Annotated in this window: 13 protein-coding genes and 1 tRNA gene; 4 read left to right on the forward strand and 10 right to left on the reverse strand. The window is 66.5% G+C overall.

Annotated elements, in window-relative coordinates:
• On the forward strand, positions 1-185 hold a 185-nt coding region (locus tag ACFQRC_RS00005; protein WP_379956460.1), incomplete at its 5' end, for a hypothetical protein.
• Positions 186-680: 495 nt separating this feature from the next.
• Here the strand turns inward: ACFQRC_RS00005 and ACFQRC_RS00010 are convergent.
• Genes ACFQRC_RS00010 through ACFQRC_RS00030 form a run of 5 tightly spaced genes read right to left on the reverse strand, consistent with a single transcriptional unit; the run spans position 681 to position 6,179 of the window.
• Positions 681-2,117, reverse strand: a complete 1,437-nt coding sequence (locus tag ACFQRC_RS00010) for an amino acid permease (RefSeq protein ID WP_379956462.1) — start codon at positions 2,115-2,117, stop codon at positions 681-683.
• A gap of 49 nt (positions 2,118-2,166) precedes the next feature.
• Positions 2,167-2,820 carry a GntR family transcriptional regulator gene (locus tag ACFQRC_RS00015; RefSeq protein ID WP_379956464.1) on the reverse strand — a complete coding sequence of 218 codons (654 nt, stop codon included), beginning with the start codon at positions 2,818-2,820 and terminating at the stop codon, positions 2,167-2,169.
• 7 nt (positions 2,821-2,827) lie between these two features.
• Positions 2,828-4,264, reverse strand: coding sequence for an aldehyde dehydrogenase family protein (locus ACFQRC_RS00020; protein ID WP_379956466.1), 1,437 nt, complete (start codon positions 4,262-4,264; stop codon positions 2,828-2,830).
• 7 nt (positions 4,265-4,271) lie between these two features.
• Complete coding sequence (locus ACFQRC_RS00025; RefSeq protein WP_379956468.1) at positions 4,272-5,270, reverse strand: 4-hydroxyproline epimerase; 999 nt, start codon at positions 5,268-5,270, stop codon at positions 4,272-4,274.
• 6 nt (positions 5,271-5,276) lie between these two features.
• Complete coding sequence (locus ACFQRC_RS00030) at positions 5,277-6,179, reverse strand: dihydrodipicolinate synthase family protein (RefSeq protein ID WP_379960357.1); 903 nt, start codon at positions 6,177-6,179, stop codon at positions 5,277-5,279.
• Between the two features lie 63 nt (positions 6,180-6,242).
• Between ACFQRC_RS00030 and ACFQRC_RS00035 the strand changes: the two genes are divergently transcribed.
• Genes ACFQRC_RS00035 through ACFQRC_RS00045 form a run of 3 tightly spaced genes read left to right on the forward strand, consistent with a single transcriptional unit; the run spans position 6,243 to position 10,393 of the window.
• Positions 6,243-7,520, forward strand: coding sequence for an NAD(P)/FAD-dependent oxidoreductase (locus ACFQRC_RS00035; RefSeq protein WP_379956470.1), 1,278 nt, complete (start codon positions 6,243-6,245; stop codon positions 7,518-7,520).
• A complete protein-coding gene (locus ACFQRC_RS00040; RefSeq protein WP_379956472.1) occupies positions 7,520-9,916 on the forward strand; it encodes a beta-L-arabinofuranosidase domain-containing protein in 2,397 nt (798 codons plus the stop codon). The genes ACFQRC_RS00035 and ACFQRC_RS00040 overlap by 1 nt, the downstream gene beginning before the upstream one ends.
• Positions 9,917-9,928: 12 nt before the next feature.
• The gene (locus ACFQRC_RS00045; RefSeq protein WP_379956474.1) at positions 9,929-10,393 is read left to right on the forward strand and encodes a YybH family protein; all 465 of its coding nucleotides are present in this window, start codon (positions 9,929-9,931) and stop codon (positions 10,391-10,393) included.
• A gap of 88 nt (positions 10,394-10,481) precedes the next feature.
• Here ACFQRC_RS00045 and ACFQRC_RS00050 read toward each other — a convergent pair whose 3' ends face one another.
• The 5 genes from ACFQRC_RS00050 to ACFQRC_RS00070 all read right to left on the reverse strand — a co-directional run bounded on the left by ACFQRC_RS00050 (position 10,482) and on the right by ACFQRC_RS00070 (position 15,139).
• Positions 10,482-11,567: an alpha/beta fold hydrolase gene (locus tag ACFQRC_RS00050; protein ID WP_379956476.1), complete on the reverse strand. Its 1,086-nt coding sequence runs from the start codon at positions 11,565-11,567 to the stop codon at positions 10,482-10,484.
• A 25-nt stretch (positions 11,568-11,592) separates the two neighbouring features.
• Positions 11,593-12,606, reverse strand: a complete 1,014-nt coding sequence (locus ACFQRC_RS00055) for an Ldh family oxidoreductase (RefSeq protein WP_379956478.1) — start codon at positions 12,604-12,606, stop codon at positions 11,593-11,595.
• A gap of 16 nt (positions 12,607-12,622) precedes the next feature.
• Positions 12,623-14,095, reverse strand: coding sequence for an amidohydrolase family protein (locus ACFQRC_RS00060; RefSeq protein WP_379956480.1), 1,473 nt, complete (start codon positions 14,093-14,095; stop codon positions 12,623-12,625).
• Between the two features lie 138 nt (positions 14,096-14,233).
• Positions 14,234-14,308, reverse strand: a tRNA-Asn gene (locus tag ACFQRC_RS00065).
• 66 nt (positions 14,309-14,374) lie between these two features.
• Entirely contained in the window at positions 14,375-15,139 is a 765-nt protein-coding gene (locus ACFQRC_RS00070) for an NAD kinase (RefSeq protein ID WP_379956482.1), read from the reverse strand.
• Between the last annotated feature and the right edge of the window lie 65 nt (positions 15,140-15,204).

Raw genomic sequence — 15,204 nt, forward strand, 5'->3', positions numbered from 1 at the left:
TCTTCCCCGCGCTCTATCTCATCAGGGGTGTAGCCGCGCTCTTCTTCATCCATCGCGGACGTTTCACATGGTCGCGCGATGTCCGCAATGGGTCGTTTTCGGACATTGCGCCGCAGCCGACGCAAAATGTCCGCAACGGGTGGAAAGCGGACGTTCTCGACGACGGCTCAGGTGTCAGAATCTGACATTGGTTTCGCCCCAGCCGATGCCGTTCACCCTAACTGTGTAGGTCCGACCGCTAATCGCCGATAGCGGGACGACTTTCCTGCCAACCCTTTGGCACGTCACCAACAGCCACTGACGCGAGATCAAGACACTGAACGTCGCCTTTGGCCTCGATAAGCCATGCAGCCCTATCTCGGGCGTAAGTTTCCGGTTCATGCAGGCCAACCTCGCGAACGCAGGGGGCTTCCTCGCCGCCGAATAGGATGCCCCAGTCCTGATGAGCAACCGTCCTCCAACTTTCTCGACGGAGATGTCGATGTCGGGCGGCGAGCACGACGATAGGAGCGCCGAAGCTCCCAGCAAAAACAGCCGTCTGGTCGTTGCACTCACCTGCTTACTCACGTGGGAATCGAGCGTCGCCTAAGGCAGGAATGGACATCGACCTTTTCAGGCCCGGCGCAGTCGTTTTCAGCTTGTCGTCTCGCAGGGGGCGGCCGCGGCCGCCCCCTTCCGCCTCACGAGCGTTCGACGGACAATATGTCCCGGGTGAGCATGCTCCGCGTCCGGCCGTAGAGCAGGTAGACGACCAGGCCGATCGCGTTCCAGATGAGGAAGCGGACCAGGGTGATCTCCGGCAGGCTGATCATCAGATAGGCGCAGCCGAGGATGGCGAGGGTTCCGACCACATAAGGCTGCGGGCAGCGGAACACGCGCGGCAGTTCGGGCCGGGTCTTCCTCAGGATCATCAGGCAGGCGCCGACCGCGATGAAGGCGAGCAATGTGCCGGCATTGGCGAGCTCGGCCAGGTCGCCGATCGTGAAGAAGCCCGCGAAGGCCGCCACGAACACGCCCGTCAGCCCCGTGATGAGCACCGGCGAGCCCGTGCGCGGCGACACCTTGCTCGCCCAGCGCGGCAACAGGCCGTCGCGCGACATCACGAAGAAGATGCGGCTCTGGCCGTACATCATCACCAGGATGACCGAGGGCAGGGCCACGATGGCGGCAAGCGCCACCGCCGACGCCGCGAACGGATGGTCGAGCGCGCGCAGTACGAAGGCGAGCGGCTCGGCGGAATCGGCCAGCACCGTGTAGCTGATCGCGCCGATCGCGCCGAAGGCGACGAGCATGTAGATGGTGGTCGCCGTCAGCATCGAACCGATGATGCCGATCTTGAGGTCGCGTCCGGGATTCTTGGCTTCTTCGGCGGACGTCGCGACCGCGTCGAAACCGTAGAAGGCGAAGAAGACGATCGCCGCCGCCGCCATCACGCCGCGCGTCTCGCCGTCCTGGACGACGCTGCCGAAGCCGTAAGGCATGAAGGGCGAGAGATTGGCGGAGTCGAAGGCCGGGAGCGTGAGCGCCACGAATACGGCGAGCGCAGCCAGCTTGATGAAGACGAGGAGGATGTTGAAGGTGGCGCTCTCGCGCGTTCCGGCCATCAGCATCCCGGCGATGGTTAGCGCCACCAGCACGGCCGGAAGGTTGACGATGCCGCCTTCATGGGGCCCCACCAGCAACAGGGGTGGAAGATGTATCCCCGCCGCCTCGAGCCAGCCGACCAGATAGGCGGACCAGCCGACCGCGACCGCGCTGCACGCCACCGAATATTCGAGGATCAGGCTCCAGCCGACGATCCAGCCCAATGTCTCGCCCAGCACCGAATAGGTATAGGTATAGGCGCTGCCCGAGGTCGGGATCATGGTGGCGAGCTCGGCATAAGCGAGCGCGGCGCAGGCGCAGACCGCGCCGGCGATGGCGAAGGCGAGGATGACGGCGGGTCCGGCGCGGTCCGCGCCGACGCCGGTCAAGGTGTAGATGCCGGTGCCCACGATCGCCCCCACGCCGAGCGCGACCAAGTGCGGCCAGCTCAGCGTCTTGCGCAGGGTTCGATCCTGCTCATGCGCCCCGTCGCCGCCGATCGGCTTGCGCGGGCCAAATATGCTTTGCGCCACTCGAATTTCCTCTCTTGGTTTGAAAAGCGGCCGGTATTCCGGCTCGGGTCTATCGATCCGTTCCGAGCTGCCGGCGCAAATCGTCCAGGGTCTGGCCGATATGCGCGCGCATCAGCGTGGCGACGCCCTCGCCGTCGCGCGCGAGCCAGGTTTCCAGCAGGGTGCGATGCTCCTCGTTGGCGCGTTCGTCGCGGCCGAGCGGCTCGAGATGCTTGCGGACATAGCGCTCCGAGAGAACCTGGAGCCGTTCGAGGATGTTGAAGGTGATCGGCTGCCCGCACGGCTGGATGAGCGCCAGGTGAAAGGCGCGGTTGGAAGCGCCGACGCCCGCGCCATGCGCGTCGGTGATCCGGTCCAGCGTTTCCAGCGTCTGGGTGGCGATACGCTGCTGGTCGGCATTCGCGCAGACCGAGGCGCGGGCGGCGGCCTCGGGCTCCAGCTTCAGCCGCAGGGCATAGACCTCTTCCGCTTCCCCGGTGCTGAGCGAACGCACGAAGAAACCGCGATTGGCCTGCGAGCGGAGCAGCCCTTCCTGCTCCAGCCGCGTCAGCGCCTCGCGCAGCGGGATCTTGCTCACCCCCAGCTCCGTCGCCAGGGCATCCTGGCGAATTGGAAGGTCTGGTGGAACCTCGCCGCTGAGGATGCGATCCCGCACCAGCTCGACGAGCTGGTCGGCAAGGTTGCGGACGATGATGCTGCTCATGCGCGGATCATAGCGGTTTCTGGTAGCTTGTCTTCATAATCGTATAAAATGTACGGGCAGCCCGGCCCTGTTCGCGCGGCCCGAGGCTCGAAGCGGCGGTGCCGCCGAACGGCGCGTGATAATCGACACCCGCGGTGGGCAGGTTCACCATCAGCATTCCGGCGCGAGCGCGGCGCTTGAACTCCTCGGCGTGGAGCAAAGAACGCGTGCAGATGCCGGCGGAGAGACCGAAGCGGTTGCCGTTCAGCGCCTCGATCGCGGCGTCGAACCCGTCCACCCGGAAGATGCCGGCGACGGGGCCGAAAATCTCCTCCTGGCCGAGCGCGTCCGAAGTGGCAACATGGTCGAACAGGGTCGGCGCATAGAAGCATTGCTCCATCGCCGCTTCACTGCCGCCGAACAGGGGACGGGCGCCGGTGGCTTCGACATCGCCCACCTGGCGGGCGATGAGCTCTTTCTGGCGCGGCGCCGCGAGGGGGCCGATCTGGGTCGCGGGGTCGCGGGGATCGCCGATTTTCAGCGTGGCGACTTTCGCGCGCACCGCTTCGACGAAGCGGTCGGCGATGCCATTATCGACGATGATGCGCGACGTCGCGGTGCAGCGCTGGCCGGCGGCGAAGAAGGCGCCGTTCACCGCGCAGTCGACGGCATTGTCGAGATCGGCGTCGGCGAGGACGATGAGGCCGTTGACGCCGCCCATTTCAAGCTGGACCCGGACGTTGCGCCGGGCGGAGAGGCGGACGCGGTCGCCGGTCGCGACCGATCCGGTGAAGCTGATCGCGTCGATGCCGTCGGCCTCGCTCAACGCCTTGCCCGCGCCGCCGGCGCCGAGCAGCATGTTGACGCTTCCGGCGGGGAGGCCGGAGGCGGCGATGATCGCCATCAGGGCGTCGCCGGTGGCCGAAGAGATTTCGGATGGCTTCCACACGACCGCATTGCCGAAGGCGAGGGCGGGCGCGATCTTCCAGGCCGGAATGGCGATCGGGAAGTTCCAGGGCGTGATCGCGGCGACGACGCCGACCGCGGCGTATTCGACCTCCACCGTCGCGCCCGGGCGAGTGGACGCGAAGCGCTCGCCGACGTTGCGCAATGTCTCGCCGGCGAAGAAATCGAATATCCGGGCGGCGCGCATCACCTCTCCCTTGGAGTCGCCCAGGGTCTTGCCGGTCTCGCGGGCGATGAGCAGGCCGAGCCGGTCGGCGTCGGCCATGAGCGCGCGGCCGATGCGGGCAAGCGCATCGGCGCGGGCCTCGATGCCGGCGGCCTCAATCGCAGTCACGGCGGCGCGGGCGGCGGTGACCGCCTCGGCGACCAGCGCGGCGTCTGCTTCAGGGCCTTCGATGCGCAGGTCGTCGGCGACGGCGGGGTTGCGCTGCTCGAACGCGGCGCTGCCGGCAACGGCGCGGCCGGCGACGTGGTGGGAGAGGGTGATGGTCTCGGTCATATTATCCTCAAACGACCGTGAAGCCGGCCCAGAATGGGTCGGCGCGGTCTATCCAGATGGTGTTGAACCCTGTCGCGATGGCGGAGCCTTCGATCGACGGGACGACGGCGGGCCGGCCGCCCAATGTCGTTTCCTCCTCGACTCGGCCGATGAAGCGGCTGCCGATATAGGATTCGTGGACGAAGCTGTCGCCGACCTTGAGCCGTCCGGTCGCATGGAGATGGGCAAGGCGCGCCGAGGTGCCGGTGCCGCAGGGGCTGCGGTCGATCGCGCGCTCGCCGTAGAAGACGGCGTTGCGGCCGTCGGCGCCGTCGCCGCGGGGCTTGTCGGCCCACAGGACGTGGCTGACGCCGTGGATCGTCGGCTCGACGGGATGGACCGGCTCGTAGGCGGCGCGGACCAGTTCGCGGATGGTACGGCTGAGCTCGATGATGCGCGCGGCGCCGAGGTCGTCGAGACTCGTATAGGGGCCCTGCGGCTCGATAATCGCGTAATAATTGCCGCCATAGGAGACATCGAGCGTGAGCGGGCCGAAGCCCGGCACGTCGATCGCGATCCCCGTCCTAGCGAGATAGGCCGGCACGTTGCGGATTTTCACCGCCGTCACCTTGTCGCCCTCGGCCGTGTAGTCGATGTCGATCATGCCCGCCGGCACCTCGATCCGAAGCTTGCCCGGGGTGCGCGGGGTGATGAGGCCGTGTTCGAGGCCGAAGGTCACGATGCCGATCGTGCCGTGGCCGCACATCGGCAGGCAGCCGCTGGTCTCGATGAACAGGATGCCGCAATCGGCATCGTCGCGGGTCGGCGGATAGAGAAAACCGCCGGACATCATGTCATGTCCGCGCGGTTCGAAGCAAAGGCCCGTCCTGATCCAGTCGAAGCGGGCCAGGAAGTCCTGCCGCCGTTCCGCCATGCTGGACCCCTTGAGCAGGGGAGCCCCGCCCGCCACCAGGCGGACGGGGTTGCCGGCGGTATGGCCGTCGATGCAGAAAAAGGTATGCCGCATCGGCGCTCAGGCCGCTTCCGCCCGGAGGGTCGGCCGGGTCGCGGCGCATTTCTCGACCATCGCGATGACGTCGGCGCGGCGCTGGCCGGTGAGGGGCAGGCGCGGCATGCGGACGCGCTCGGAGCCGCGGCCCATCACCTGCTCGGAGAGCTTGATCGCCTGGACGAGGTCGGGGTCGGCGTCGAGGTGGAGCAAAGGCATGAACCAGCGGTAGATGGCGCGGGCTTCCTCCAGATCGCCGCGCTCGAAGGCTTCGATCAGCGCCACCGATTCAGGCGGGAAGGCGCTGGTCAGGCCCGATATCCATCCGGTCGCGCCGAGCAGGAGCCCTTCCAGCGCGACGTCGTCGAGCCCCGCCATCAGAGTGAAGCGGTCGCCATAGCGATTGATGACGTCGGTGAAGCGGCGCGAATCCGGCGCGCTCTCCTTGATCGCCACGATGTTGGGAATTTCGGCCAGCCGATCGAGCGTGTCGAAGCCGATCGACACTCGATAAGCGGGCGGGTTGTTGTACAGCATGATCGGCAGCGACGTCGCCTCGGCCACCGCCTTGAAATGCGCGAAAAGCTCGTCCGCGGTCGGCACATAGACCATGGCGGGGAGCACCATCAAAGCGGTCACGCCGAGCGCTTCCGCATCCCGTGCATATTGGACGGCGCGATCCGTGCTGAGTTCGGAGACGCCGGTGATGATCGGAACGCGATTGCCGAGGGCCTCGACCGACGCCTTGACGATCGCCCTCTTCTCTTCGGGGAGGAGCGAGTTGTTCTCGCCCACCGTGCCGAGCAGAACCAGCCCGTCGACGCCGTCGTCGACCAGCGCCGTCTGGACCTTCAGGGTAGCGTCGATATTCACCGACATGTCGGCGTCGAATTGGGTGGTGGCGGCGGGGTAAACGCCATGCCACATCGGTCTTGACGAATTCACGATGGTCCTCCGTTGCGTGTGATAATCGTATACGGTATATGATTGATGATGCCAACGGAAATCAAGCAATCGGCTGAAACGGCTGTGGTTGTCGGCGGCGGCCTGATCGGCCTTTGCACTGCTCTGAACCTCCAGGCGAGGGGCATCAAGACGCTTGTCATCGATCCGGTCTCGGTGCGCCGCGCGGCCTCCTGGGGCAATGCCGGCCACATCGCCGTCGAGCAGGTCGAGCCGCTCGCCTCGGCCGCTACCTTCCGAAGCTTTTCGCGCCGTCTGTACTGGCGGGGTGGCGCCTTGTCGCTGCCGTTGCGCGATATCGCCGCCTGGCTGCCTTTCTCGCTGCGTCTGCTCGCGGCGAGTCGCCCCAAGCGATTCGAGGCCGGCAAGGCGGCATTGAAGGACGCTCTTTCGGGGGCCATGCCCTCCTGGCGCCGGCTGACGGGAATGATCGGGGCGCCGCAACTGCTGATCGAGGACGGTCATTTCATCGTCTGGGAGACGATTGAGAGCGCCGCCGCCGGCCGTGCTTCATGGGCGCGGATCGATACCGGCAGGGCGACCTTCCGCGACGCGACCGCGGCGGAGCTCGCGCTCCTGACAGCGCAGATGAAGAGGCCGCCCGCCGGCGCGATCCGGTTCCTCGGCACCGGCCGCATCGCCGACCCCGGCGATCTGGCGGAGATTCTCGACGCCGAGTTCGCGAGACTGGGCGGCGACCAACGCTGCGCGTCGGTCGAGTCGATCATTCTTTCGGGCGAAAAGGCGTCGATCAGGCTGGACGGCGGAGTGACGCTTACGAGCGACGCCATCGTCATCGCGGCGGGAGTGGAGTCGGGCCAGCTCCTCGCGCCGCTGGGAATCAAGGTGCCGATCGTCGCCGAGCGCGGCTACCATATCCAGTCCGCCCACAGCGAATGGCCGGAGAGCCTTCCGCCCGTGGTTTTCGAGGACCGGTCGATGATCGTCACCCGCTTCCGCTCCGGCCTGCGCGCGGCAAGCTTCGTCGAATTCGCGAAGAGCGCAAGCCCGCCCGACCGGCGGAAATGGGCACGGCTTCGCGCGCACGTCCGCGCCCTCGGTCTTCCCTTTCATATGCCCGGGAAGAGATGGATGGGTGCGCGGCCGACGCTGCCCGATTATCTGCCCGCCATCGGCCGTGTGTCCCGCGCCGCTAACCTGTTCTATGCCTTCGGCCACCAGCATCTGGGCCTCACCCTCGCGCCGCTGACCGGCGAGGTGATCGCTGCTCTGGTCGCCGGCGAGGCGCCGGCCATCGATCTCGCGCCTTTCGACATCCAACGCTTTCAGGGGAATCGCGGATAATGACTTCAACCATCCCGTCGAAGCCGGACATGAAAGATTGTTGGCACCTCAGCCGCCGCACCCTTCTCGCCGGCGTCGCGGCTTCGGCGCTGATGCCCGCTTCGGGCTGGACAATGACAGGAGTATCCACGCCGATGGCCCGTCCGCTGCCGCTGTCGCGGGTTCGGCTGCTGCCGTCGCCCTTCCTGGAAGCCGTGGACGCGAACCGCGCCTATCTGCATCGGCTGGAGCCCGACCGGCTGCTCCATAATTTCCGGACCAGCGCCGGCCTCGAGCCCAAGGGCGCGGTCTATGGCGGCTGGGAGAGCGATACGATAGCCGGGCACACGCTCGGCCATTATCTCACCGCTTTGTCGCTGATGCACGCCCAGACCGGCGACGAGGAATGCCGGCGCCGGGTCGGCTATATCATCGAGGAACTGGCGGAGGCGCAGGCGGCGCATGGCGACGGCTATGTCGCCGGCTTCACCCGCAAGCGCGGCGACATAGCCGAGGACGGAAAACACCTCTTTCCCGAGCTGATGCGCGGCGACATCCGCTCCGCCGGCTTCGACCTCAACGGCTGCTGGGTGCCCTTCTACAATTGGCATAAAACGTTCGCCGGCCTGTTCGACGCCGAGACCCATTGCGGGAACCGAAAGGCGATCGGCGTCGCAACGGCCTTGGGCGGCTATATCGACCTAGTCTTCGCCGCGCTGGACGACGCCCAGGTGCAGACCGTGCTCGATTGCGAACATGGCGGCATCAACGAGAGCTTCGCCGAGCTCTACGCCCGCACCGGCGACGAGCGCTGGCTGCGGCTCGCCGAGCGGCTGCGGCACAAGAAGGTCCTGGACCCGCTGGCGGAGGGCAGGGACGTGCTGCCTTGGATCCACGCCAATACGCAGATCCCCAAGCTAATCGGCCTCGCCCGGCTGCATGAACTCGCCGGCAAGCCCGCCGACGCCGCGGCGCCGCGCTTCTTCTGGGAGACGGTGACGCGGGACCATAGCTATGTGATCGGCGGCAATGCCGACCGCGAATATTTCACCGAGCCGCGCACCATCTCCAAGCATATCACCGAGCAGACCTGCGAGAGCTGCAACAGCTACAATATGCTGAAGCTGACCCGGCACCTCTATGCCTGGCGGCCCGAGGCGCGGCTGTTCGATTATTACGAGCGCGCGCACATCAACCATATGCTCGCGCACCAGGATCCGAAGACGGGCGGCTTCGCCTATATGGTGCCGCTGATGTCGGGCACGCACCGCAGCTTCTCGTCTGACTTCGACGATTTCTGGTGCTGCGTCGGGAGCGGCATGGAGAGCCATTCCAAGCATGGCGAGTCGATCTACTGGCAGTCGGGCGACAGCTTGATCGTCAACCTGTTCATCCCCTCGCGCCTCGACTGGCGCGAGCGGGGAGCGACGCTGGAGCTCGAAACCGCTTATCCTTTCGGCGAAGAGGTGGCGCTGTCGATCGCGGACCTCGCCCAGCCCTCCGATTTCGCAATCGCCTTGCGAGTCCCCGGCTGGTGCGAGGGTGCGCGCCTGTCGGTCAACGGCGAGTCCGAACCTCTCGCCGCGAAGGACGGCTACGCCACCGTCCGCCGCATTTGGCGCGACGGCGACCGGGTCACCCTGAATTTGCCGATGAATCTCCGAGCCGAGCCGACCGTCGACGACCCCTCGACCATCGCATTGCTCCATGGCCCGGTCGTGCTCGCCGCCGACCTCGGCCCCGCGAGCGAGCCGTTCGACGGGCCGGCGCCGGCTCTTGTGGCCGCGAATGTGCTCGACGGCTTCACGCCGCTATCCATCGGCGACAAGCAGTTCCGTACAGAGGGCATCGCTCGCCCGGCGGACCTTCGGTTCGCGCCCTTCTACGCGCAGCGCGACCGCCGCACCGCCGTCTATTTCCGCCGCTTCACCGACGAGCAATGGAGCGTCGAGCAGGTCGCCTTCACCGCCGAGCAGGCGCGGCTCAAGGATCTGGAGGCGCGTTCGGTCGACGTCATGCATCTGGGCGAGATGCAGCCCGAGCGCGACCATCAGCTCACTTCCAAAAACTCCTACCCCGTCACCTATCGCGGACGCCACGGCCGCGACGCCCGGGCGGAGGGCTTCCTCCAGTTCCGGATGAAGGTCCGGCCCGGGCCGCTCGTCCTGCAGGCGACCTATTGGGGCGAAGAGCGCAACAAATTGTTCGACATCAAGGTGGACGGCACCACCATCGCCACCCAGCGGCTGGACGGAGACAGGCCCGGCGAATTCTTCACCATCGACTATCCGATCCCGGCGGATCTCACCGGAGCCAAGGAGCATGTCATGGTCCGGTTCGAGCCGGCCGCCGGCCCCAATCGCTGCGGCCCCGTGTTCGGCGTCCGCATCTTCACGCCGCGCGCGGCCGACGCCTGAGGAATATTCGTAATGAAACGTCTCGCTCTTGCTCTCCTGCTCCTGGCCACGCCCGCCATCGGGGCCGAACCCGATCCCGCGCCCGTCGTCGATGCGGAATCCGAGAAAGCGGCGATCCGCGCGGTCATCGCCAGGATGGAGGCGGCGTGGAACCGGGGCGACTTCGCCGGCTATATGGAGGGCTTCGCCAATCCCGACGTGGTCTTCGTCTCGCGCGGCAAGTTCCAGAAGGACTGGCAGGGCACGCTCGACCATTATGTCCGCGATTACGGCGCGTCGGAGGATGTGCGCGGCACGCTCCATTTCTACGACATACGGATCGAGATGCTGGCGCCCGACGCGGCGCAGCTCATCAGCCGCTACCGCCTCGCGCGGCCGAAGAACACGCAGGACGGCATCAACACCCGCCTGATGCGCAAGCGTAACGGCCAATGGGTCATCGCCCTGAACCACGTTTCGGCGACCGAGACGCCGTAACCTGATATCGTCATTCCAGCGAAAGCTGGAATCTCATGTCGGGAAGAACAGAGAGATCCCGGCTTTCGCCGGGATGACGGTGGGAGGCTTATTTCCCTTCCGTCCGCGCCAGCAGGTCGATCAATTCCTGCTTCCAGAATCTGGCCCAGGTGTGGGTGCCGTGGCCGCGCGTCTCGTCGGTGGCCTTGATGAGCACATATTTGCCGTCGGGGAGCCGCGCCGCCGCTTTCTCCGCGATGCCGTAATCCCAGGGATTGATGAAATCGTCGCTCGAATTGATCCACGTCATCGGCGTTGTGATCGTCTCCAGCCCCTTGGACGGATCGTAGTTTCGCGACGAGGCGAGCTGGTAGATGAGATCGTTCGCCTCGCGGGTCGGTATGTCCCTGGCGATGCGCTCGACGATATAGGCGTCGGCCTTGTCGCGCGTCCCATATTCCCTTTGCAGGTAGAGCGGGGCGAAGCCGGCGACCTGAAGCAGGCTGACGGCGGTGCGCAGGCCCTGGACGGGCTGGCTGGCATAATTGCCGCCGGCCCAGGCCGGGTCCGCCTTGATCCCCTCGATCGCGGCCTTGCGCCACATCCGGTTGTGACCCGCGATCTCGACCGGCAGGCACGCCATCGGCATCATCGCCTGGACAAAGTCCGGATGCTTCTCGCCCCACATGAAGCCGTGCATGCAGCCCATCGAGGTGCCCATCATCAACCGCAGCCGATCGACCTTCAACCCCTCGACCAGCATTCGTCGCTGCGCCTCGATCATGTCGTCATAATCATATTCGGGAAATTCCATCCGCAGGCCGTCGCTGGGCTTGGACGATTTTCCGTGGCCGATATTGTCGGGGAGGATGATGAAATAGCGGCTGATGTCGAGCGGCTGGCCGGGGCCGTACAGCTCCTGCGAGAATTGGGGGGACAGGAACTGCCGGCCGCTGCCGCCGGTGCCGTGGAGGACCATGACGGCGTTGGTGACGCGGCCCTCGGCATCGCGCGTCGGCGTGCCGAGCGTCTGATAGTGGATCCTCAGCTCCTCCATCGTCTCGCCGGAGCCGAATTTGAAATCGCTCAGGACCGCATCGCCTTCCTTGAGCTGCGCCGCATAGTCGACCTCGGCCGCGGCGGGCGCCGCCCACAGCAATGCGAAGGCCAGGAGAGGCTTGAGGGATAGAGACATGGCGATTCTCCGGTGGGTTGTGATGTCAGTCGAGCTGGGCAAGGATATCGTCGTGGAGCTTCTTCGACACGCGCACGCCATTGGCAAGGCTGCGCGCCCGCGCCTCGTAGCGCCTGAGCGAAGGCAGCCGCGCGCCCTGGCCGGTGATGCCATCGAAAATCTGCTCGGCGCGGGCGAGATGTTCGGCCGCCGCGGCGCCGAGGAAGCCATTGGGGTCGATGGCGATTATCAGCTCGCCGCCCAGCGGCGAGACCTTCGCGCCGTCGTCCGCGGCAAGCGATTCGGCGCTGGTCATGTCGCCGATCAGAGGCCCCGCGATCAGCTCGACCATCGCCGACAGCGCCGAGCCTTTGTGGCCGCCGAAAGTCAGCATCGATCCGGCCATGGCGGCCGCCGCGTCCGTCGTGGGATTGCCCTCCGGGTCGAGCCCCCAGCCCAGGGGAATCGGCTTGCCGGCGCGGCGATGAAGCTCGATCTCGCCGCGCGCGACGGCGCTGGTCGCGAAGTCGAAGACGAAGGGCGGCTTGCCGGGACGCGGCCAGCCGAAGGCGATCGGATTGGTGCCGAAAAGCGGCCGCGTGCCCCCGGCCGGCGCGACCCAGGCATGGCTGGGGGTGAAGGCGAAGGCGGCGAAACCTTGCGCGGCCATCGCCTCGACCTCGGGCCAGAGCGCGGCGAAATGGACGCAATTGTTGAGGCCCAAAGCGGCGATGCCGCAGCGCCGCGCTTTCTCGGCGAGGATCGGCCGCCCAGTTTCGAAGGCGAGCTGGGCATAGCCGCCGCCGCCGTCGACGCGGACGAGAGCCGGCGCCATGTCGTGGACGGCGGGCTCGGCGTCGAGCGCGACCTTGCCCGCCCGGATGGTTTGGGCGCAGCTGAGCAGCCGGTAGATGCCGTGAGCGCCGCATTCGTCGCGCTCGCCGGCGACGATGGTCTCGGCGACGGGTCCGATCTGGCGCTCGGACAGGCCGAGCCGCGCGAGCACGCGGTGGGCCAGCGTTCGGACCTCTTCGAGGCTGAGGGCTAGCGTGTCGTCCATTGCAAACTCCAGTGGGTCATTGTGCCGCGCCGAAGATGGCGCGATCGGGAAGGGCGGCGGTGTCGACCACCTCGCCGCGCGAGATGACCAGGGACAGCCGACGGATGTTGCGTATGTCGGCGCTCGGATCGGCGTCGAGCAGGAGGAGGTCGGCGATCTTGCCTGGCGCGATCGTGCCCAGATCGTCGGCCATCCCTGCCGCGGCCGCGCCGTTCCGCGTCGCCGCCGTGATCGCCTGCAAGGGCGTCATGCCGAGTTCGACCAGCCCCTCGATCGCGCGCAGGCTCCCTTCGCCCGGCTCCTGCTCGGGCGGCTTCACCTCGCGGCGGAACTCCGGCGCGTCGCCCAGATAATTGTCGGTCGCGATGGTGACGCGGCAGCCGGCCTTGATGAGACGCTCCGCATTGCGTCGCTGGATCTCGGCGCTCTCGCCCAGCGCGTCGGCGCGGCGATTGCGCTCGGCCGTCGTCGTCGCGGGCGGAGCGTTTGCAAGCCCGGTTTCGGCCGCCATACGCTCCTCGATCTGGCGGCGACGTATGTCGCCGGTCACCATGTTGGACCGGATGGCGCACAGCACGTCCTTGTCGACGATCAGGCGGATGAGGTCGTCGGGCAGGTCGCGGCTGTTGAGCTCGGGATGCTGGATGAGGTCGATCCCGGCCTCGACGGCCAGGCGCAGCCCTTCCGGCGTGGTGGCGTGGGTCTCGGCGATCTTGCCGCGCTTGTGCGTCTCCTCGACGATGACCCGTTGCGCGCGCGGCGAAAAGCCGATCAGCGACGGGCGCGGCGTGTGGCTGGTGCCGCCATATTTGATGAAGTCGACGCCCTTGTCGAGATAGGCGCGCATCGCGCCGCGCAGTTCCTCGGGCGTCATGTCGACCAGTTCCTCGCCGACGCCCTGGGCGACCTGATCGTTCCATTTTTCCTGGAACAGCGACAGATCCGATTCCTCGGTCAGCGAGAAAGTGAGCGAGAAGGGGCCGCCCCAGCCGACGATATTGCCGGCCACCAGCATCCGCGAACCCACCGTCTCGCCGCGCGCGATGCGATCACGCACGGCCAGAAGCGGCGCCAGCACGCCATAGCTGTCGCGGATGGTGGTCACTCCGGCCTTCAGATGGCGCTGGGCGAATTCCAGCGCTAGTTCCTCGCCGCGCTCCGAATATTTGACCGACGTGTCGCGTCGCTTCGGATTGCCGTAGACAGTGCCATGGACGTTGCTGTCGATGAATCCGGGCAGCAGATATTTCCCCGTCCCATCTATGATGCGCGCATCGCCTGGCGCCTCGCGGCTCTTCCCGACAGATTTGATGCGCCCGTCCCTGACGACGACCGTCATGTCCGGGCGCGGTGCCGCCCCCGTGCCGTCGATCAAGGTCACGCCCACGATCGCAAACGGTTCCGCCTGGGCGCCCGTCGCGCCGATGCCCAGCAGGAAAAGCGCGGCCAGACGGCCTAGCCAGTGACGCGGCCTCGCAAATTTTCCCATTCCGCCATCCTCACCCGTTCGTGCGTTCGTATATCGTATACACAATGGGGGCAGTTTCAACGGGCATCATGCCAGCGCGAGATGGCCGCCAGCGTGCCTTTGCGAGGCAGGGAAAATGGCGAAGATATGGGTGAAAAGTGGCTCCCCGGGACGGATTCGAACCATCGGCCATCCGATTAACAGTCGGATGCTCTACCGCTGAGCTACCGGGGAGCAGCCATCAGGCGAGCGCGCCTATAGCAGTCTGATTTCGCGGCTGGCAAGCGCCTGGCGCGGATTTTAGACCGCGAACTGCTCCATGGCGATTCGCTCGTCCAAAGCATGTTCGGGATCGAACAGCAGAGTGAGCGCGCGGCTTCGGTCGACGGACACTTCGACCGTCGCGACGTCGCGGACCTCGAGTTGATCGGCGACCGCCGAGACCGGGCGCTTCACCGGGTCGAGGATCCGGAACGCGACTTTGAGATCGTCGGGAATGATGGCGCCGCGCCAGCGGCGCGGGCGGAACGGACTGATAGGCGTCAGCGCGACCATCTTCGACGCCAGCGGCAGGATCGGACCGTAGGCCGAGAGGTTGTAGGCGGTGGACCCCGCCGGAGTCGCGACCAATACGCCGTCGCAGACCAGTTCGGGCAGCACGACTCTTCCGCTGACCGAAACCTCGATCCAGGCGGTCTGGCGCGTCTGGCGGAGCAGCGACACTTCGTTGATCGCCGGATTGACGAGCGTCTCGCCCGCGACGGTCGTGGCGATCATCCTGAGAGGCGCGACGGAGAAGGTCTTCGCCCCGGCGAGCCGGTTGCGCAGCCGGTCGATCCGCCAGTCGTTCATCAGGAAGCCGACCGTGCCGCGGTTCATGCCGAAGATGGGGCACAATTTCTCGCGGTGGAGCATCTCGTGGAGCGTCTGAAGGAGAAAACCGTCGCCGCCGAGCGCGACGATCATCTTGGCCTCTTCCAGGGGCACGAAATCGTAGCGCTTTCTCAACATGCGTTCAGCCGCCCGCGCCGCCTGGGCCGGCGAGGCGACGAGCGCTAAAGGCATGTCGGCGAAATCCTGCACGCTTCATTGCTAGGGGGCTTCACCCGTCGCGGCAAGGGAGCGGAATG

It is taken from the genome of Enterovirga sp. GCM10030262 (assembly GCF_042666435.1).
Classification (GTDB): domain Bacteria; phylum Pseudomonadota; class Alphaproteobacteria; order Sphingomonadales; family Sphingomonadaceae; genus Allosphingosinicella.

Coding starts and splice junctions, on each gene's coding strand:
- ACFQRC_RS00015 (WP_379956464.1), bottom strand. CDS start 2,820: ATGAGCAGCATCATCGTCCGCAACCTTGCCGACCAGCTCGTCGAGCTG.
- ACFQRC_RS00020 (WP_379956466.1), bottom strand. CDS start 4,264: ATGACCGAGACCATCACCCTCTCCCACCACGTCGCCGGCCGCGCCGTT.
- ACFQRC_RS00025 (WP_379956468.1), bottom strand. CDS start 5,270: ATGCGGCATACCTTTTTCTGCATCGACGGCCATACCGCCGGCAACCCC.
- ACFQRC_RS00030 (WP_379960357.1), bottom strand. CDS start 6,179: ATGTGGCATGGCGTTTACCCCGCCGCCACCACCCAATTCGACGCCGAC.
- ACFQRC_RS00035 (WP_379956470.1), top strand. CDS start 6,243: ATGATGCCAACGGAAATCAAGCAATCGGCTGAAACGGCTGTGGTTGTC.
- ACFQRC_RS00040 (WP_379956472.1), top strand. CDS start 7,520: ATGACTTCAACCATCCCGTCGAAGCCGGACATGAAAGATTGTTGGCAC.
- ACFQRC_RS00045 (WP_379956474.1), top strand. CDS start 9,929: ATGAAACGTCTCGCTCTTGCTCTCCTGCTCCTGGCCACGCCCGCCATC.
- ACFQRC_RS00050 (WP_379956476.1), bottom strand. CDS start 11,567: ATGTCTCTATCCCTCAAGCCTCTCCTGGCCTTCGCATTGCTGTGGGCG.
- ACFQRC_RS00055 (WP_379956478.1), bottom strand. CDS start 12,606: ATGGACGACACGCTAGCCCTCAGCCTCGAAGAGGTCCGAACGCTGGCC.
- ACFQRC_RS00060 (WP_379956480.1), bottom strand. CDS start 14,095: ATGGGAAAATTTGCGAGGCCGCGTCACTGGCTAGGCCGTCTGGCCGCG.
- ACFQRC_RS00070 (WP_379956482.1), bottom strand. CDS start 15,139: ATGCCTTTAGCGCTCGTCGCCTCGCCGGCCCAGGCGGCGCGGGCGGCT.